This window comes from Mesorhizobium sp. M0478 (assembly GCF_040321305.1).
Classification (GTDB): domain Bacteria; phylum Pseudomonadota; class Alphaproteobacteria; order Rhizobiales; family Rhizobiaceae; genus Mesorhizobium.
In genome coordinates, this window is record NZ_JAMYRH010000011.1 from 121,556 (window position 1) to 139,933 (window position 18,378).

The 18,378-nt window shown below is 62.5% G+C and carries 22 protein-coding genes; 10 read left to right on the forward strand and 12 right to left on the reverse strand.

All coding sequences use genetic code 11. The annotated features are described in order from the left end of the window. Positions 1 to 21: 21 nt before the first annotated feature. The gene (locus NKI64_RS23815) at positions 22 to 1,395 is read left to right on the forward strand and encodes a class II 3-deoxy-7-phosphoheptulonate synthase (RefSeq protein ID WP_352459085.1); all 1,374 of its coding nucleotides are present in this window, start codon (positions 22 to 24) and stop codon (positions 1,393 to 1,395) included. A 58-nt stretch (positions 1,396 to 1,453) separates the two neighbouring features. Here the strand turns inward: NKI64_RS23815 and NKI64_RS23820 are convergent, their stop codons facing one another. The 3 genes from NKI64_RS23820 to NKI64_RS23830 form a co-directional block, all read right to left on the reverse strand. Then, the gene (locus NKI64_RS23820) at positions 1,454 to 2,224 is read right to left on the reverse strand and encodes an RES family NAD+ phosphorylase (protein WP_023734445.1); all 771 of its coding nucleotides are present in this window, start codon (positions 2,222 to 2,224) and stop codon (positions 1,454 to 1,456) included. Beyond that, on the reverse strand, positions 2,184 to 2,582 hold the full coding sequence (locus tag NKI64_RS23825; protein WP_023701176.1) for an MbcA/ParS/Xre antitoxin family protein: 399 nt from the start codon (positions 2,580 to 2,582) through the stop codon (positions 2,184 to 2,186). The genes NKI64_RS23820 and NKI64_RS23825 overlap by 41 nt, the downstream gene beginning before the upstream one ends. A 105-nt stretch (positions 2,583 to 2,687) precedes the next feature. Beyond that, positions 2,688 to 3,758 (reverse strand): GGDEF domain-containing protein, encoded by a 1,071-nt coding sequence (locus NKI64_RS23830; protein ID WP_023681555.1) that lies wholly within the window; start codon positions 3,756 to 3,758, stop codon positions 2,688 to 2,690. 338 nt (positions 3,759 to 4,096) lie between these two features. On the opposite strand from NKI64_RS23830, the gene NKI64_RS23835 reads away from it, so the two are divergent. The 3 genes from NKI64_RS23835 to NKI64_RS23845 all read left to right on the forward strand — a co-directional run bounded on the left by NKI64_RS23835 (position 4,097) and on the right by NKI64_RS23845 (position 5,582). Continuing rightward, on the forward strand, positions 4,097 to 4,516 hold the full coding sequence (locus NKI64_RS23835; RefSeq protein WP_023681554.1) for a GFA family protein: 420 nt from the start codon (positions 4,097 to 4,099) through the stop codon (positions 4,514 to 4,516). A 75-nt stretch (positions 4,517 to 4,591) separates the two neighbouring features. Further along, complete coding sequence (locus tag NKI64_RS23840) at positions 4,592 to 4,951, forward strand: diacylglycerol kinase (RefSeq protein WP_023667554.1); 360 nt, start codon at positions 4,592 to 4,594, stop codon at positions 4,949 to 4,951. Positions 4,952 to 4,994: 43 nt separating this feature from the next. Further along, complete coding sequence (locus NKI64_RS23845; protein WP_352520446.1) at positions 4,995 to 5,582, forward strand: hemerythrin domain-containing protein; 588 nt, start codon at positions 4,995 to 4,997, stop codon at positions 5,580 to 5,582. Between the two features lie 3 nt (positions 5,583 to 5,585). On the opposite strand, the gene NKI64_RS23850 is transcribed toward NKI64_RS23845, so the two are convergent. Further along, positions 5,586 to 6,194: a DedA family protein gene (locus tag NKI64_RS23850; RefSeq protein WP_352670433.1), complete on the reverse strand. Its 609-nt coding sequence runs from the start codon at positions 6,192 to 6,194 to the stop codon at positions 5,586 to 5,588. Beyond that, complete coding sequence (locus NKI64_RS23855) at positions 6,191 to 6,754, reverse strand: DUF1003 domain-containing protein (RefSeq protein ID WP_023691179.1); 564 nt, start codon at positions 6,752 to 6,754, stop codon at positions 6,191 to 6,193. The genes NKI64_RS23850 and NKI64_RS23855 overlap by 4 nt, the downstream gene beginning before the upstream one ends. A gap of 91 nt (positions 6,755 to 6,845) precedes the next feature. Here NKI64_RS23855 and NKI64_RS23860 point away from each other — a divergent pair, with 91 nt between their 5' ends. From NKI64_RS23860 to NKI64_RS23885, 6 genes are all read left to right on the forward strand, one after another. Continuing rightward, positions 6,846 to 7,562 (forward strand): DNA-3-methyladenine glycosylase I, encoded by a 717-nt coding sequence (locus tag NKI64_RS23860; RefSeq protein ID WP_352520444.1) that lies wholly within the window; start codon positions 6,846 to 6,848, stop codon positions 7,560 to 7,562. A 62-nt stretch (positions 7,563 to 7,624) separates the two neighbouring features. Further along, the gene (locus NKI64_RS23865; RefSeq protein WP_023681548.1) at positions 7,625 to 9,340 is read left to right on the forward strand and encodes an NAD+ synthase; all 1,716 of its coding nucleotides are present in this window, start codon (positions 7,625 to 7,627) and stop codon (positions 9,338 to 9,340) included. Between the two features lie 24 nt (positions 9,341 to 9,364). Continuing rightward, positions 9,365 to 10,249: an SPFH domain-containing protein gene (locus tag NKI64_RS23870; RefSeq protein WP_023695413.1), complete on the forward strand. Its 885-nt coding sequence runs from the start codon at positions 9,365 to 9,367 to the stop codon at positions 10,247 to 10,249. A gap of 13 nt (positions 10,250 to 10,262) precedes the next feature. Continuing rightward, on the forward strand, positions 10,263 to 11,213 hold the full coding sequence (locus NKI64_RS23875; RefSeq protein ID WP_352670438.1) for a diacylglycerol kinase catalytic domain-containing protein: 951 nt from the start codon (positions 10,263 to 10,265) through the stop codon (positions 11,211 to 11,213). A gap of 70 nt (positions 11,214 to 11,283) precedes the next feature. Next, a complete protein-coding gene (locus tag NKI64_RS23880) occupies positions 11,284 to 11,694 on the forward strand; it encodes a GNAT family N-acetyltransferase (RefSeq protein ID WP_023825636.1) in 411 nt (136 codons plus the stop codon). Positions 11,695 to 12,083: 389 nt separating this feature from the next. After that, positions 12,084 to 13,889: an ABC transporter ATP-binding protein gene (locus NKI64_RS23885; protein WP_352670441.1), complete on the forward strand. Its 1,806-nt coding sequence runs from the start codon at positions 12,084 to 12,086 to the stop codon at positions 13,887 to 13,889. Between the two features lie 43 nt (positions 13,890 to 13,932). Here NKI64_RS23885 and NKI64_RS23890 read toward each other — a convergent pair whose 3' ends face one another. The 7 genes from NKI64_RS23890 to NKI64_RS23920 form a co-directional block, all read right to left on the reverse strand. Further along, positions 13,933 to 14,346, reverse strand: a complete 414-nt coding sequence (locus tag NKI64_RS23890) for a GFA family protein (protein WP_023735338.1) — start codon at positions 14,344 to 14,346, stop codon at positions 13,933 to 13,935. A 26-nt stretch (positions 14,347 to 14,372) separates the two neighbouring features. Continuing rightward, positions 14,373 to 14,837, reverse strand: coding sequence for an SRPBCC family protein (locus NKI64_RS23895; RefSeq protein ID WP_023681542.1), 465 nt, complete (start codon positions 14,835 to 14,837; stop codon positions 14,373 to 14,375). Then, the gene (locus NKI64_RS23900) at positions 14,834 to 15,154 is read right to left on the reverse strand and encodes an ArsR/SmtB family transcription factor (protein WP_023681541.1); all 321 of its coding nucleotides are present in this window, start codon (positions 15,152 to 15,154) and stop codon (positions 14,834 to 14,836) included. Before NKI64_RS23900 ends, NKI64_RS23895 begins: the two co-directional genes overlap by 4 nt. Positions 15,155 to 15,339: 185 nt before the next feature. Next, positions 15,340 to 15,837, reverse strand: a complete 498-nt coding sequence (locus NKI64_RS23905; RefSeq protein WP_023667541.1) for an NUDIX hydrolase — start codon at positions 15,835 to 15,837, stop codon at positions 15,340 to 15,342. A 208-nt stretch (positions 15,838 to 16,045) separates the two neighbouring features. Next, on the reverse strand, positions 16,046 to 16,546 hold the full coding sequence (gene gpt / locus NKI64_RS23910; protein ID WP_023667540.1) for a xanthine phosphoribosyltransferase: 501 nt from the start codon (positions 16,544 to 16,546) through the stop codon (positions 16,046 to 16,048). An 87-nt stretch (positions 16,547 to 16,633) separates the two neighbouring features. Further along, positions 16,634 to 17,467, reverse strand: a complete 834-nt coding sequence (locus tag NKI64_RS23915) for a universal stress protein (protein WP_352670445.1) — start codon at positions 17,465 to 17,467, stop codon at positions 16,634 to 16,636. Between the two features lie 98 nt (positions 17,468 to 17,565). Continuing rightward, the gene (locus NKI64_RS23920) at positions 17,566 to 18,306 is read right to left on the reverse strand and encodes a competence/damage-inducible protein A (RefSeq protein WP_352545894.1); all 741 of its coding nucleotides are present in this window, start codon (positions 18,304 to 18,306) and stop codon (positions 17,566 to 17,568) included. Positions 18,307 to 18,378: the final 72 nt, after the last annotated feature.

Sequence of the window (18,378 nt, forward strand, 5' to 3'; positions counted from 1 at the left end):
AAAGAGCGTTTGGGTGCAGCGATGACGAAATGGTCGCCGAATTCTTGGAGAGCAAAGCCGATCAAGCAGGTTCCTGCCTATCCGGACCTCGCCGCGCTGAAGAACACGGAAGCCCAGCTCGCCACCTTTCCGCCGCTGGTTTTTGCCGGTGAGGCGCGCAAGCTGAAGAAGCAGCTTGCGGCTGTCGCTGCCGGCGACGCATTCCTTCTGCAGGGCGGTGATTGCGCCGAGAGTTTCGCCGAACATGGCGCCGACAACATCCGCGACTTCTTCCGCGTCTTCCTGCAGATGTCGGTGGTGCTGACCTTTGCCGGCGCGCAGCCGGTGGTGAAGGTCGGCCGTGTCGCAGGCCAGTTCGCGAAGCCGCGCTCGTCTGACAATGAGACCAAGGGCGAGGTGACGCTGCCAAGCTACCGTGGCGACATCATCAACGGCATCGAGTTCGACCCGAAGTCGCGCATTCCCGACCCGGCCCGCCAGGAAATGGCCTACCGCCAGTCGGCGGCGACGCTTAACCTGCTGCGTGCCTTCGCCCAAGGCGGCTACGCCAGCCTGGAGAATGTGCATCGCTGGATGCTGGGCTTCGTCTCCGACAGCCCGCAAGGCGAGAAGTATGGCATGCTCGCCAACCGCATCACCGAGACGATGGACTTCATGAAGGCCGTCGGCATCACCTCCGAGACCAATTACGCGCTGCGCGAGACCGACTTCTACACCAGCCACGAAGCGCTGCTGCTTGGCTATGAAGAAGCACTGACCCGCGTCGATTCGACCTCGGGCGACTGGTACGCAACGTCAGGCCACATGATCTGGATCGGCGACCGTACCCGCCAGCCCGACCATGCGCATGTCGAATATTGCCGCGGCATCAAGAACCCGCTCGGCCTCAAATGCGGTCCGTCGCTGACGGCGGACGGCTTGCTGGAGCTGATCGACCTGCTCAATCCGGAGAACGAGCCGGGCCGGCTGACGCTGATCGCCCGCTTCGGCTCCGACAAGGTCGCCGACCATCTGCCGAAGCTGGTGCGCGCGGTGCAGAAGGAAGGCCGCAGCGTCGTGTGGTCATCCGATCCGATGCACGGCAACACGATCGAGGCAGCCGGCTACAAGACGCGGCCGTTCGACCGCATCCTCAAGGAAGTCCAGACCTTCTTCGAGGTGCATCGCGCCGAAGGCACGCATCCCGGCGGCATCCATGTCGAAATGACCGGCAAGAACGTCACCGAATGCACCGGCGGCGCCCGCGCCATCACCGCAGAGGAATTGCAGGACCGCTACCACACCCATTGCGACCCGCGCCTTAACGCCGACCAGGCGATCGAATTGGCTTTCCTCGTCTCCGACCTGTTGAAGAAGAGCCATCCCGTGCAGCACAAGCAGGCGGCCAACGGCTGAACCCGTTTTCAGATTGAAGTGGAAAGCGCCGGAGAGATCCGGCGCTTTTTCGTTTTGATCAACGCCCGCGTTCCCAGCGCAATCCGTTGAGCCGGGGATCGTTGGCAAAGGCGGTTCTGGAAAACTCGATGCGCCTTTCCGGAAATTCGCAGATCGCCTGGACGCCGAGGGAGCCCAGCCGGATGCGCCATGTGTGCGGCTCCAGCGGCTTGGCCTTGGTAAAGCCGCGGCATGTCAGCAGCGCCACATTGACGCCCTTCGGGTCGCGCGCCGAACGGTAACGGATCGCCTCCAGCCCAGCCTCACGCGCGACATCGGCAATCGCCTGGCTGGCGGCATAGTCGGTCGGATGCGTCCAATGGGCCCGGTCGCGGTCGAGCGGCGGCCGCGTCAGGTCGATGGCCTTGTCGGTACGGATCGCGGCGGCGAAGGCGGTGTATTCGGCGGCGTCGTGCGGCCATGGCGTGTCGGGCGAATCGGCGAAGAACAACAAGCGGTAGAAGGCCATTTCGGCGACCGCCGTCATGATCGTCTCCGCGGCATAGTAGACACCCAGGGTGCGGCCGGCGCGGCGGAAGCGCGAGCCGTAGGGATAGATCGAGCCGTAGCGGAAGGGCGTCGCCAGGAGATAGTGGAGATGCCGGCATTCCATGGGGATTTGCGGCTTGGTCTCCTCGATCAGATCCTCGAGCAGCGCCTGTTCGTCCAGCGTGTCGACGATCTTCAGCGTCGAGACGCGGTGCTGCGCCTCGACCATGCGCCAGTATTTGCCGTCGAGCCGGACGGCTTCAGACGAGAGCGCGTCGGGAGTCCAGATAGGCAATGACATCGACAAGCCCGGTAATAGTGAGGATCTTTTCAAGCGGGCTGCCATCGAAAGCCGTGTTGGCGTTCTTCAGCCATGCCCGGGCTATCGTCTCGTCACCGCCGACAATGGCATCGAGCGAACGGAACAGCCGCACGAACAGCACCGCGAGTTCGAACGGCTTGGTGCCGCGCTCCAGCAGGAATTCCTGCCTGCGCATGCGTGAAACCGTGGCTTCCGAGACGCCGATGATCGACGCAAGCACCCTGGCGGTTATATCCAAGAGTTCGGCGGCGCGCAGCGTGGCCTTGGTCAGAACCGCGTTTTCGGCCGCCTTCGCGGTCAGATCAGGGGCGGCAGCATTGGGTGGTGTAACAGACATGGCCTCTCTCTTTCCATGGAAAATATAGTCCACGGAAATTCATATGGAAAGAGGCGGGATCCGATAAATTTGCCTGTGCCCGGGAATTGGCTGCACGCCGAAGCGTCAGTCTTTCTTGTAGAGCAGCCAGTTCTTGCCGGTGCGGCCGGCCATTGTCGAGTGCCGGGTGACGCGGTTGCGCCCGCCAACCTTGGAGCGGTAGAGCGCCCGGTCCGCCTTGGTGTAAAGATCCTCCGGGCTTTCCGCTTCGGAAGCCATGCAGATGCCCATGGAAACGGTCACCGTGCCGTAATTGGCGCCGGTCTGGCTGCTGGTGAACGGCGTCTGTTCGATCAGCACGCGGATGCGTTCGGCGATCTCGTAAGTGGTATCCTCGCTGGCGCCCTCGACGATCAGCGCGAATTCCTCGCCGCCGGTGCGGGCAACGAACATGTCTTCACGGATGCTGGTCTGGAAGATTTCAGCGACGATCTGGATGATCTTGTCGCCGACCGGGTGGCCGTAGCGATCGTTGACACCCTTGAAATGGTCGATGTCGGCAAGGATCAGGGCGTTGAACAGGATCCCCTTGTTGGAGGTGTAAATCGCCGTGATTTGCTTGTCGAAGGCGCGGCGGTTCCAGATATGCGTCAAGGGGTCGGTGTCGGCGAGCCGCTTGTACTCCTCAAGCTTCGACTTGACGCTCTCCAGTTCCGCCGTCTTGTCGCTCAGCGTGGTTGCAACCTGCTTGCCGTGGTCGAGGGTCGAGTTGGTGGCCGCCGCCATGGCGCTGGCGACCTTCTGCAGCAGATCCTGCGAAAGCAGGCTGCGGTTGGCGAGGCCACTCGATGTCTCATCGAGGATCTTGCCGTATTTCTCGATATGGCTACGTTCGCTGCGCAGCAACAAGGCGATGTCCTCGAGTTCCCTGGCCAGCACGTCGCGCGCCTGCTCGACAATGCCGGGACCGTGATGCTGGGCAAAGAAAGCGCGGCCGATGCGGTCGAGATCGTCCTGCGTCGGCTGGTTGCCCAGCGCGACGACGGCCAGGCCGAGTTCGCGATTGGTGCCTTTCAGTGCTTCGTAGAAGATTTCGTAATTGCGCGGCAGGCCAAGCACGCCGAGCTGACGCATGGTCGCCACAACGGCTGTTGCAATGTCGCTGTTTCGGTCGGTCTGGACGGCTGCCGGCTGCATGTTCTGTTCACTCTGCCTCTGGGAACCATCGCAGACCGTGCGAGATGCCGCCGACCGGAGAGTGCCAGCCGTATTTCGGATCATCCTGCGAAAGACACGTCCCCAATCGCGACATTCGCTTGGCAACGACCATAGATGCGCCGGCGCTAAAGTTTCCTTAATGTGCCGCCAGGTAACGCGTCCGTTCTACCGCAGGCTGCAGAAATGGTTTGCAAAGATCCTGAGGTCAGGTCCGAACACGCCCACCCCATGTCGCATTTGCCGGTGCCCGGCTGCGGCAAAACTGAAATCCTCTCGGCCAGCGGCGAAGCCGTGGACGATGGCTGGTGGAGGTAGGGATGAGCAACAACCACAGCGGATCTTGCCTGTGTGGAGCCGTGCGTTTCCAGACGCGAGGGCCGTTGCGCGGAGTCATTTATTGCCACTGTTCGCAGTGCCGCAAGCAGAGCGGGCATTTTTACGCCGCGACCAACGTCGCCGACGGCGACATCACGATAACCGGCGCCGACAACATCAGCTGGTACGAATCGTCTTCCTTTGCCAAGCGCGGCTTTTGCAAGATCTGCGGCTCGGTGCTGTTCTGGAAGCCGGGTCAGGATGCCTATGTCTCGGTTCTGGCCGGATCGTTCGACAACCCGACCGGGCTCGAAGGCCAATGCCACATCTTTGTCGGCGACAAGGGCGATTACTATACGATCGACGATGGACTGCCGCAGTTCGAGAAGTCGACGCCGCCGATCAAGGTTGCGGAGGAGTGATTTTGCGGCGGCTGCCTTATTCCCTTGATCCAGCCATTGCGATATCCCCTGCCGGTGATTCGAAGGGGATGCGGCATGCAGCGGCTGATCGGTGCTTACTTCAATTCTGTGCGAGCCTTTCGCAAGCTCGCCGCCAGCGAAAGGGCATTTCAGCAGGAACTGATGCTGCTGGTGCTGGCGCTGCCGCTCGGCTGGTTCGTCTCGGTCTCGTGGCGCGGCTACGCGCTGTTGATCGGCGCGGTGCTGCTGCTCATCATGGTCGAAGTGCTGAACACCGGCATCGAGGCAGCCTGCGATGCCTTCAGTCGCGAGTTCAACGTCGACATCCAGCTCGCCAAGGACTGCGGCTCGCTGGCGGTGCTGATTTCGGTTGTTATCGTCGCCGGCGTCTGGGGAATCGCCCTCATCGAGCGCATCACGGGACTACCGATCTGATCTGAACGCTCCCATATGTTAGTCACCAAAGGAGACTGACGTCGTGGAAGCCAATTTTCTGCTGCTTGAAAGAGCCGGCCTGCCGGAAGACCTGCGCTGGCTGGCGGAAAAATATCCGCGCGAGACATGGCAGGGCCACGCCGACATCCACGGCATGGCAAACATGTGGCTGCAGCGGCACGACATGTTCCGAGAGCTGGGCGGCATGCTCACCAACGGCATTGGCGACTATCGCGAAGGCAGGCTGACGGCGCCGGATTTCGCGCGCTGGTTCGCGCCGCGGCTGAACCACTTTCTCGGCAATCTCGACGGCCACCACAATGTCGAGGACTACCAATATTTCCCGGCTTTCGCCAAGGCGGAGCCGCGCCTGAAGCGCGGCTTCGAAATCCTCGATGCCGACCATCACACCATTCATGAGGGGTTGGAGCGCAACGCCGAGACGGCGAACGCCTTCATCCGCACGCTCGAGGAGAGCGAGGACAGGCAACGCTTCGCCGCCGACGCCTATGCGGACGAGAACAGCCGGCTGATCGCCATGCTGAAGCGGCATCTGGCCGACGAGGAAGATCTCATCATCCCGCTGATCCTCGATCGCGGCGACCGGGCTCTGGTCGAGGACGACGACTGAACCTTACGATATGGTTTCGCTGTCGCGGGCGTCCTTGGCGCGCTCCTTGCCGGCGACGGTGCGGGCGATGAGCCAGGCAAGGATGGCGACACCCAGACCTATGGCAAGCGCGATCAGCAGCCGTTCGTGATGGAGCAGTGCCTTGCCTATCATCTGCTCGGCGCCGAGGCCGAAGACGTAGCCGATGCCGCAGAACAAAGCCGCCCAGACCAGCGACGACACCGCGTTGAGGATAACGAAGCGCGCTACCGAAATGCTGGCGAAACCGGCCGCGATGCCGCCGACCAGGCGCAGGCCATAGATGTAGCGGTTGGACAGGACGAAGATCTTGGGATGGGACGAGACGAGACGGTAGGCGTGGTTGAAGCCGGGCCTCGCCTTCAGTTTCAGCACCCTGGGATGGTCGGCAAAGCTGCGGCCGAGAATGAAGAAAAACGTGTCGCCGACGAAGGCGCCAATGGCGGCCGTGAGGAAAGCCTTCCAGAGGATGAAGACATGCTGATGGGCGAAGAAGCCGCCGAGGATGGCCGCACTTTCGCCTTCGGCGACACAGCCCAGGAAAACCGCGATCAACCCATATTGCTCGATGAGGTGATGGACGATCCCGGTCATTGAGAGGTTTGCCGGCCCGACAGTTTTTCGTCTATGCGGTTCACCTGTTCGGCCAGGCGCGCGATGTCCTCGCGCACGCCGATGATCTGGCTGTGGCGCAGTTCGTCCAGCTTTTCATGCAGAGCCATGATCTCGATCTCGGCCTTGAGGTTGACCTCATAGTCATGCGCGGCGTCGATGCGGTCGCGCGCGGCCTGTCGGTTCTGCGACATCATGATCACCGGCGCCTGCAGGGCGGCGATCATCGACAGCACCAGGTTGAGGAAGATGAAGGGGTAGGGGTCGAACGAGTCTCGCCCGAGCAGCCACCAATTGGCGCCGATCCACAGCACCAGGAAAGCAATGAAGGACAGGATGAACGTCCACGAGCCGCCGATGCGGGCAATGGCATCGGCGATCCGGTCGCCGGCGCCCTGAAGGCCGGTGAGGCTGTCGTTGATATCCTGCGAGATGGGCTTGCGGTCGACAGTGCTCTGCAACACCCGCCGCTCGAGCTCGCTGAGGCCCTCCGGCGTTCGCTTCAGCCAGCGGTTGGCCAGTTCTGGCACGGTTTTGTGCATGGATGTCTCCATAGGAAAAGCGTCGGCTTGGCAGCCTCGTTTGCATATAGGAAGATGGCGTTTCGTCAAAAGCGCGGCGCGAGGATGCAGGATGCCCGATTTCGCGAAGATTCGCGCCCGTGCTGCAAAACGCAAAGGCGGCGACGCGGTGCTGACCTCGCTGCTCGGGCCGGCGCCTGACAATGCTGCCGTTGCCGACATTACGGACGATCGCATCCTGTCGACGATGGCCGAGCGGGTGTTTGCCGCCGGCTTCGTCTGGCGCGTCATCGAACAGAAATGGCCGGGCTTCGAGGAAGCCTTTCTCCATTTCGACCCGAAACGGCTGTTGTTTCAACCTGATGACTTCTGGCACGACCTGACGGCTGATCAACGCATTGTGCGCAACCCGCAGAAGATCAAATCCGTCCGCGACAACGCCGCCTTCGTTGAGCGTGTGTCGAAGGAACATGGCGGTTTCGGCAAATTCCTCGCGGAGTGGCCTGACGACGACCAGGTCGGGCTGATGGCGTATCTCGGCAAGCATGGCAGCCGGCTTGGCGGCAACACCGGCCAGTATTTCCTGCGCTGGCTGCAATGGGACGCCTTCGTCATCTCGGCCGATATGGTTGCGGCTTTGCGTGACGCCGGCCTCGACATTGCGGAAAGCCCGACGTCGAAGAGGGATCTCGACAGGATTCAGGCGCAGATCAACAAATGGGCGCAGGAAACCGGCCTGCCGCGCCGGCACATTTCGCGCATTCTGGCGATGTCGATCGGAGAGAACCATTCGCCGCAATCGCTGCGCGAATATATGGGCGACGACTGATCACCGAATTGGTCCAAACGAACGCCATTGCTCGGGCAAATTTGCCGCGCTAAACCGCACAGATGACCCAGAAGACCGCACCCGATATTCTGCGCATCGCCGTTGCCCAGCTCAACCCGACGGTCGGCGATGTCGCCGGCAACCTTGCCAAGGCGCGCGAGGCGAGGGCGGATGCCGCCCGCCAGGGCGCCGACATCGTGCTCTACACCGAGCTTTTCCTTGCCGGTTATCCGCCGGAGGATCTGGTGCTGAAGCCGGCCTTCCTCAAGGTTTGCGAGAAGGCCGCTCAGGATTTCGCCGCGGATACCTCCGATGGCGGGCCGGGCGTCATCATCGGCACGCCGCTGAAGCGCAAGAGCGGCACCCACAATTCGATCATCGTCGCCGATGGCGGCAAGATCCTCGCCGAGCGCTACAAGCTCGATTTGCCAAACTATGGCGAGTTCGACGAGAAGCGCGTCTTCCAGGCCGGGCCCGAGGCTCAGGGACCCGTCAACTTCCGTGGTGTGCGCATCGGAATTCCGATCTGCGAGGACATCTGGGGCGACGTCGGCATCTGTGAAACCTTGGCCGAGAGCGGCGCGGAAATCCTGCTGGTGCCGAACGGCTCGCCCTACTACCGCGCCAAGATGGACGTGCGCCATCAGGTCGTTATCCGCCAGGTCATCGAGACCGGTTTGCCGATGATCTATGCCAATCAGATCGGCGGCCAGGACGAGCTGATCTTCGACGGCGCCTCTTTTGCCATCGGCGCCGACAAGACGCTCGCCTTCCAGATGAGCCAGTTCGAGGAAACTGTCGACGTCACCACCTGGAAGCGCAACCGCGTCGCCGCAGGCGCGCAAAACGCAGAAGAGTTCGACGGCTGGGTCTGCTCGGAAGGGCCGATGTCGAAAATCCCCGAGCGCGAGGAGGCGGACTACCGCGCCTGCATGCTCGGCCTGCGCGACTACGTCAATAAAAACGGCTTCAAGAACGTCGTGCTGGGTCTCTCCGGCGGCATCGATTCGGCGATCTGCGCCGCATTGGCCGTCGATGCGCTCGGCGAGGAGCGGCTGCGGGCGGTGATGATGCCCTACCGCTATACCTCGGAGGATTCGCTGAAGGATGCCGAGGATTGCGCCCGTGCGCTTGGCTGCCGCTATGACATCGTGCCGATCTTCGAACCGGTCGAGGGTTTCCTACACACGCTGGCGCAGCTTTTTGAAGGCACCAAGGAAGGCATCACCGAAGAGAATCTACAGAGCCGCGCGCGCGGCACGATCCTGATGGCGATTTCCAACAAGTTCGGCTCGATGGTCGTCACCACGGGCAACAAGAGCGAGATGTCGGTGGGCTACGCCACGCTTTATGGCGACATGAATGGCGGCTTCAACCCGATAAAAGACCTCTACAAGATGCAGGTCTATGCGCTGTCGCGCTGGCGCAACAGCCATGTGCCGCCGGGCGCGCTCGGTCCCTCAGGCGAGGTGATCCCCAGGAATATCATCGACAAGGCGCCGTCGGCGGAATTGCGCGAGAACCAGACCGACCAGGATTCGCTGCCGCCCTATCCGGTGCTGGACGACATTCTGGAATGCCTGGTCGAGAACGAAATGGGCGTCGACGACATCGTGGCGCGCGGCCACGACCGGGCGACGGTGACGCGCGTCGAACATTTGCTCTACATTGCCGAGTACAAACGCCGGCAAGCGGCGCCGGGTGTGAAGATCACCCGGAAGAATTTTGGCCGCGACCGCCGCTATCCCATCACCAACCGTTTCAGGGATCGCGGCTAAACATTGATGAACCTTGGGGGACGCATGTTTATCAGCTATTTCAAGGGAACACCTGAGTATCACATCCTGCGCTTCAAGAACGGCAAGATCAGGGAGCAGGGGCGCGGCATCTCCTTCTGGTACGGCACGTTCGGCACCACGATAGCGATGGTGCCGGTGACGTCGCTCGATAACCCCTTCATCTTCACCGAGACGACGGCGAATTTCCAGGATCTGGCAATCCAGGGGTCGGTCAGCTACCGCATCATCGATCCACTCAAGGCAGCCGAAGGTTTTGATTTCAGCGCCAAGCTCAGCCGTGCCGACGTCGTCGGCGACGGCCGGGAGAAGATCGCCGAGCGCCTGGTGCTTGCGATACAGAGCCGCGCCCGCGCGGTGGTTTCGAGCATGACGCTGGAACAGGCGCTGGCCGAGGTGACCAAGCTCGGTGGCAATCTCGCCGAACTCCTGCGCAACGATCCGATTGCCGCGACCGCCGGCCTGTCGATCGAGGAGGTTCACATCACCTCGGTCCAGCCGACGCCGGAGATCCGCAAGGCGCTCCAGACCGAATATCGCGAGGCGCTGCAGCGCCAGGCCGATGCCGCGATCTATGGGCGCCGTGCCTGGGGCGTGGAGAAGGAGCGCGAGATCAAGCAGAGCGAGCTGGCGACCGAAATCGAGCTTGCCGAACGCAACAAGCTGCTGGTCGATACCGAGGCGCGCAACAAGCTGACGCTTGCCGAGGCGGAAGCCAAGGCCCAACAGCTCGAACTCACCGTCTATTCGTCGGCGCCGGCGCACGTGCTCACGGCGATGGCCTTCAAGGCCTGGGCGGAAAAGGGCGGTTCGGTCGGCAATCTGTCGATCACGCCTGATATGCTCACCAGCGCGCTCAGCCAGCTTTCCACTCCGAAAGCCGGGTCCTGAAAGGCAAGCTCGGGTGGCAAGCGACCAGAGCGGCAGGCCGATCGACCGGGTGATCGTCGTCACCCGCAAGACCGAGCTGGAGGAGCTGACGACGCGCTTCAACACGCAGGGACAGGCGCGCTTTTATCTCCGGCAGGCCGGCATGAATTTCGACCCGGTCAAGGCGGCGCATGACGTCTATCACCAGGCGCTCGGCCGGGTGATGGGTTCGCTTCCCCAAGGCCTCAAACAGTTGCGGCTCGACCGCGAACTGGTCCCGCAGTTCGAATTCGGCTCCGACGCGGTGATCGCGCTCGGTCAGGACGGGCTGGTGTCCAACACCGCGAAGTACCTCCCGTACCAGCCGCTGATCGGCATCAACCCGAACCCGGCGCTTTTCGACGGCGTGTTGCTGCCGTGGAATGCCGACGATACCGAAAAGGTCCTCGGCCTGACGATCGCTGGCAAGGCGAAGCGCCAGGCGGTGGTGATGGCCGAAGCGCGCTCCAATGACGGACGCCGGCTGATCGCCTTCAACGATCTGTTCGTTGGCGCCTCGACGCATGTCTCGGCGCGTTACGAGTTGACCTATGGCGGCAGGACCGAGCGCCAGTCGTCGAGCGGCATTATCATCTCCACGGGCGCCGGCTCTACCGGCTGGCTGCGCTCGGTTATGGCGGGCGCCGCGGGACTGGCCGCGGCCTATGGTGACAACTCCGTGCCGACCGTGCCGCCGCAAGGCTATGACCGCGAAGGCGAACAGCTGTTCTTTTCGGTGCGCGAACCGTTTCCGAGCAACACGACCGGCGTGTCGCTTGTGCATGGCGTCATCACCCGCGACCGGCCGCTGGTGGTTTCTTCGCGGCAGAGCAGGGGCGGCGTCATCTTCAGCGACGGGATGGAGCTCGATTTCGTCGAGTTCAATTCCGGCACCGACGTGACCATCGCGATCGCCGACCAGAAGGCCTATCTCGTGGTGCCATAAGCGCGCCACGTGGGCAGCCAAATCACCGGCCGGACTGAATTCGGCCGCCCTCCATTCTTTGCGAGGCACCATGCCCGACTGTGAGATCAGCTTCGACATGTCACGGATCAATTTCCGGGCGACCTCCGACCTGTTGATGGCAAGTTATTGGGGCGCCGGCCGCAGCGATGAGTTTCATCGCCGCGCCTTTGCCAACTCGTTCTGCACCGCGGCCTATATCGACGGGAACCAAGTCGGTTTTGGCCGGGCCATCACCGACCGTACGGTGTTTGCCTATCTCGCCGACATCATCATCTGGCCGCAGCATCGCGGCCAAGGCATTGGCTTGCAACTGGTGCAGGCGCTCATCGACCACCCTGAACTCAGCACGGTCTCGCACTGGAGCCTGTCGACCAGTGACGCGCATGGCCTTTATGAGAAGCTGGGCTTCAAGGCATCAACCGACGGCCGCTACATGCGCCTCGATCGCAACCCGGAATGACGCATAGCGAGGGGGGTTGACCGGCTGTTGTTGCAAAATAACCTCACTGGTTGGACCAGTTACGCTTTGCCACGTGCCCGGCCTTGGCGATCCTTCATGGCGTCTCTATAAGGACCTCTCCGCAAGTGTCTTGCGGGAGGTCTGAATGGCAGTATTTCACATGGTAATGCGAGGCCGCGAAGCCTAGGTCTCACCTGGCGTCCGGCGAAGGTTTGTCCTTCGCGCCGATGCCGGGTCGAGTACAGGCTTCTGCCGATGCCGGTCGCCACCCGACGAATCGGGCGCGCCGCCACCTATGCCGAACCTCCGCAGCCCCGGGCGAATTGCCCAGCGCGGTTTTCAATTTCAGACCTTACCGGGACCGGGCAGATTTGCGCCCGGATGACAACATGGCTCGTTTCCGAATCGATCTGCGTGCAAGCGCCTTTCGCAGCGTTCTTGGCTTCACGCTCAGCCACTGGCGGCGCCAGCCGTGGCGGCTTTCGCTGATCATGGGCAGCTTCCTGCTGTCGACCCTGGCCGACGTCTTGACGCCGCTCTATTCCGGCCGGCTGGTCGACGCCGTCGCCAGCAGTGCGTTGGCTGACGATGTCGCGTGGAACGCGGCAATGGCGGCGTTCTTCGCGCTCATCGCTTTGGCGCTGACCGGCGTGGTGCTGCGCAACCTCGCCTTCATGGGCATTGTCGAGCTGACGCTGAAGATGATGGCCGACATCGCCGCCGACGCGTTCTATCGCGTGCAGCGCTTCTCAACCGACTGGCACGCCAATAGCTTTGCCGGATCGACGGTGCGCAAGGTTACGCGCGGCATGTGGGCTCTCGACCTGCTCAACGACACCATCCTGATTGCGTTGCTGCCGTCGGTCGCCATGCTGGTCGGCTCGACGTTGCTGCTCGGCTGGTTCTGGCCGCTGATGGGGCTGGTCGTGGCAGTCGGCTCGCTGCTGTTCATCACCGTGACGGCGCTGCTGTCGCTCGGCTATGTCGCGCCCGCGGCACGGCTCGCCAACAGCTGGGATACGCGGCTTGGCGGCTCGCTTGCCGATGCCGTGAGCTGCAATGCCGTGGTCAAGGGTTTCGGCGCCGAGACGCGCGAGGAAACGCGGCTTGCCAAGGTCGTCGCCAAATGGCGCGCGCGGACCAGCCGCACCTGGGTGCGCGGCACCATCAACGGCACGACGCAAGGCGCCATGCTGCTGGTGCTGCGGACGGCAGTAATCGGCCTGTCGCTGATGCTGTGGGCCTGGGGCCAGGCAAGTGCGGGCGATGTCGCCTTCGTGCTGACCTCGTTCTTCGTGCTGCAGGGCTATCTCCGGGACATCGGCACGCATATCCGCAATTTGCAGCGTTCGGTCAACGACATGGAGGAACTGGTCGATTTCCAGTCGCAACCGCTCGGCATCGAGGACCGGCCCGGCGCCAAGCCGATCCGGATCACGCATGGCCACATCGCCTTCGATAACGTCACCTTCCACTATGGTAGCCATCGCTTGCCGCTCTACCGCGACTTTTCGGTGGAGATAGCGGCGGGCGAGCGGGTCGGACTGGTCGGCCATTCCGGCTCGGGCAAGACGACCTTCGTGAAGCTGATCCAGCGTCTCTATGATGTCAGCGGCGGCAGGATACTGATCGATGGCCAAGACATCTCCCAGGTTGCACAGGCGTCGCTCCGCGCGCAGATTGCCATCGTCCAGCAGGAGCCCATCCTGTTCCACCGCTCGCTGGCGGAAAACATCGGCTACGCCCGTCCGGACGCCACGCAGGCCGAGATCGAGCATGCCGCCAAGCTCGCCAGCGCGCACGACTTCATCACCAGCCTGCCGAAGGGCTACGGCACCCTGGTCGGTGAACGCGGCGTGAAGCTGTCGGGCGGCGAGCGCCAGCGGGTGGCGATCGCACGCGCGTTCCTGGCGGATGCGCGCATCCTGATCCTGGACGAGGCGACATCGAGCCTCGATTCGGAATCGGAAGTGCTGATCCAGCAGGCGATGGAGCGGCTGATGGTTGGCCGCACGACGCTGGTCATCGCGCACCGTCTGTCGACGGTGCGGGCGCTGGACAGGCTGCTCGTGTTCGACCGTGGCAAGATCGTCGAGGAAGGCTCGCATGACGAGCTGATCCGGCTGAAGGGCGGCATCTACCGCCGCCTGTTCGAGCGGCAGGCGCTGGAACTGACCAAGGGCCTGGTGATCTGAGCTGAACGCAGAGCCCTATCCGAGGGATAGGGCTCTGCCTGATTCATCCAGGCATTCGCTCGAATGGCTGAAGCGCTGGGTCGATCGTGTCCCAGGCGTGGCCGCGCACGGTGTAGGTGACCGCCTGCGGGTCGAACTGGCCGGGATCGTCGAGGCTCGTGGCCTGGATCGCCGTCACCTCCGGCATGGCGACGAACGTTACGTAGACCGGCGTGCCGCAGGTCGGGCAAAAGGCCTGGGCTTTTTCATTGCCGCTGTCGGCGATCATCCGCCATGTGCTCGGCTCGCCGGTGATCTTTACGTCAGCGCGCCGGCCGAAGGTCACATAGGAACAATGGCCAGTACCGCTGCGCTTCTGGCAATCGAGGCATTGGCAGTGGTTCTGAAAGATCGGCTCGCCGCTGGCCTCATAGCGGATCGCGCCGCAGGCGCAGCCGCCGGTATAGTGCCTGGTCATTGTCGTTCTCCCGCTGTCAGATTGCTTCAGGCCGATTTCGGCTTGGCGAACAGGTCGATGCCTGTGCCGGTTTCGAGGAAGGATTTCATGCTGGACAGCACGGCCGGCCAGCCCTGGCTGATGCCCTTGGCCATGCCGCTGCCGGCTTCGAGCTCGTCATGGCTGACGGTCAGCTTGACCATGGTGTCGTATTCCTCGATGGCGAACGTCACCCGGCTGTGCTTGGTGGGATCGTCGGCCTGCGAGGCGTTGGCCCAGCTCATGACCAGGCGGGTCGGCGGCGAGATTTCGACGACCTTGCCAACGAGTTCGACGGTCCGTTCGTCATTGGCGCGGATGTGTTCCCATTTCGAGCCGGGCTTCCAGTCGGAGACGTTTTCGTGGCCCCAGTAGCGCTTGGCGATATCGGGCCTGGTGATGGCTTCGAACACCTTTTGTGGCGTCGATCTGATGTAGGTCACGTAGACAAAACTGGTGGTTTCCCGGGTCATTGGTCGTCTCCTTCGAGTTCTTGTTTCAGGTCGTGCAGCAGGCTCAGCCGCTGCCGTTCGAATTTTCGCACCCACCGCTCGTAGACTTCGTGCAGCGGCACGGGGTTGATGAAATGCAGCTTCTCGCGGCCACGCTTGACCGTGCTGATCAGATTGGCCGCTTCCAGCAGATCGATGTGCTGCGTGGCGGATTGCCTCGCCATGTCGAGATTTTCGCAAAGCTCGCCGAGCGTCTGGCCGTTCTTCTCACACAGAAGATCGAGCAGCATTCTGCGGGTCGGGTCGCCCAGCGCTTTGAAAACCTTGTCGGCGTCCATCGGTCTCACTCATCTTGAAGACACAATATGCAGGTAAATGCCTGCATGTCAAGCTGTGGCTAAGCTTGGCCTGAAGGGGAGGGATTTATAGTGTCGGATTGCTGGCGCGCGGAGCGAAGCACCGAGCCCGGAATCGGGGCAAGAACCGGTGCGGGCGCGCAGGACTATGCAGCGGTGGCTGTGAGCTAGGCTCTAACGACGAACTTGTCGGGATCGGCGCAGAAATGGGCGATGATCTGGCAGAGGTCCGGCTCGTTGACCATGCGTACGGCCTCGGCCCCATTGACCCATTTGCGGGTGCGCGCGCGCTTTTCCTTCCAGCGGTCGGCAACGTGCTCGACCTGCAGCGGAAACACCAGCACTTCGCAAGGGACTTCCTCGCCGGACGCGAGGGCCTTGGCGTAGAAGTAACGACCGGCCTCGAAAAGCGAAATCTTGCCACGCAATCCGGCTTCCTCGCCCGCCTCGCGCGCCGCTGCCTCGCAGAGCGGCTCCCTGGCCTCGGGCCAGCCCTTCGGCAGCACCCAACGCCCGGTGTCTCGGCTGGTGATCAGCATGATCTCGACGCCGTCTTCGTTATTGCGCCATGGCAAAGCGGCAACCTGCAGGCGACAAGGCGAAGTGCCGAAGAGCTTGCGGACCCTTTCAGCCAGATGGTCGTGTGTCGCCGGTGTCGTCAGCATCAGTGAAAGCTACCCCAGCCCTCAGAATCGTTAGCCGCCGTATGAATCTTACCGACAAGTGTAAGTCTTAAAAGTAAAAAACCTCACACCGACCCGTCAAACTCCGCCAACAGCTGTCGATTCGACAGAATATTGTCCCTTCCAGTGCCTGTTTTCATAGCAAACGGGGCGGGTTTGGCCGTCTGGGCAGAAATGGGGCTGGCGCGAATCAGCCTGCGTGATCGTCGGCGATCGGCTTCTGGTAGGTAAAACCCATGTCCCAGGGAAAGTAGATCCAGGTGTCCTGACTGACTTCGGTGATAAAGGTGTCGACCAGCGGCCGGCCTTTCGGCTTGGCGTAGACGGTGGCGAAATGCGCCTTGGGCATCATGGCGCGCACGATGCCTGCCGTCTTGCCGGTGTCTGTGAGGTCGTCGATGATCAGCACGCCCGCGCCATCATCGGCGAGCAGCGCCGGCGTGATCTCCTTCAGCACCTGCAATTGCCCCTGGCTGGTGTAGTCGTGATAGGAGGCGACGCAGACCGTCTCGATGACGCGTATGCCGAGTTCGCGTGAGATGATGGCAGCGGGAACCAGGCCCCCACGGGTGATGCAGACGATGGCCTTCCACTGACCCTTGTTGGCGCCGGCAAGCCGCCAGGCGAGCGCCCGGGCATCGCGGTGGAACTGGTCCCAGGAGACCGGAAAGGCTTTTTCGGGAAGGGACATTCTGCACTCCGCGCGCAACATTGTGGAATGCGCGCGGAATTAACTGGAAAGTCAGGGCATTGGCAAGGGCGGGGCCAGTCTGTGGAGTTACCGCGACAAAAAGGCCGCAACCGGCACGCTGCGCAACACGGTGCGCGTGACGCCGCCGAACAAAAGCTGACGCAGCCAGGAATGGCTGTAGGCGCCGAGCACCAGAAGGTCGGCTCCGGTCTCGGCGATCCGGGTCTGGATTACGTCATCGACCGAAGCATTACCCGATTTCTGCACCGACACGCTGACCGTTGCGCCATGCCTGGAGAGTGCCGCGGCGATCTCGGCGCCGGCGGCTTCCGGGTTGTCATCCAGCGTATCCGGCGGATCGATGACCAGAATGTCGGTCTTTTCGGCCTCGATGATGAAGGGCAGCGCGTCGAAGGCGGCACGCGCCGCCTCCTTGCTGCCGTTCCAGGCCAGCAGCACATGTTTGAATGTGGTGACCAATGGCCCCTCATGCGGCACCACCAGCACTGGCCGGCCGGCATCGTAAACCAGCGTGTCGACATCGGCGCTCGTGTCGCCCCCGGTCTCGCGCTGCGCGGCAATAATCAGATCGGCGGCGCGCACGCTGGAAATACCCGTCAGCGCGCTGTCGCCGGAAAAGCTCTCGAGGCTGCGCCATTCGAAGGAAAGGCCGGAATTCTCGATCTGCCGAACGAAAAGCGCCTTCAATTTCTCGGCGCGCTCGCGATTCATGTCGGCGGAGACCTGCAGGAACTCGGTGTCGGGGAAGCCGGTTGCCGAGGTGTAGGGAACGGGCAGCGCTTCGGCATGGATGCCGATGAGATGGCTCTCGAACCGGTCTGCAAGCGGGATGGCGCAGTCGAGCACGCGTTCGGCGTCCTGTTCGTTCTGCAATATGGCGACGATGGTCTTGAAGCGCATGCGAAATCCCTCAAATCTGCCGGCGCGTGCTGCGCCCGAGGGAAAACGTGGGAGTGCGGTGCTTGGTTCCGGCCCGGCGATGGGCCGCGAACCCAGGGTCAATTGGCGGCGGTGAAGCCGGCCACCATCGCCTCGACGTCCTTGCGTGCCGAATCCAGCGCCTCCTGGCTGCGGGCGCGGACCACCAGCTCGGTCCAGAATTTGCCGTCGCCATATTTCGGATACGAGCCGATGACGGTGTCGGGATTCGCCTTCTGGATGTCGCCCAGGGGACCGCCGATCAGGCCTTCGCCGAACGGGCAATGGACGGTGGCCGACAGCATCTTGGTGCCGGCCTTCAGCGTCGGCACGACATTGTCGAGCATGGCCTGGAAAATCGCCGGCACGCCGGCCATGACATGGACGTTGCCGATGCGAAAGCCGGGCGCGACGGAGACCGGATTGTCGATATGGTCGGCGCCGCGCGGCATGCGCGACATGCGCTTGCGGGCCTCGGTATATTCGATGCCGCGCGCGGCATAGCTCTCGCCCAGCATGGCATAGGCCTTGGCGTCGTATTCGCACGGCACCCCAAAAGCCTTGGAAATCGAATCGGCGGTGATGTCGTCATGCGTTGGGCCAATGCCGCCGGTGGTGAAGACATAGGTGTAGCGGGCGCGCACGGCATTCACCGCAGCGACAATCTCGTCCTCCTCGTCGGGAACGATCCGCACTTCCTTCAGGTCGATGCCGATGGCCGTCATGATGTCGGCGAGGTGGCCGATATTTTTATCCTTGGTGCGGCCGGACAGAATCTCGTCGCCGATGACAAGCATGGCGGCAGTGACGATTTCAGGCATGGAAGGCTCCGGCAAACAGGCCCGTTGGCAGACAAGGTCGCCTGAGGCAGAAAGAAGGTCGCCTGAGATAGC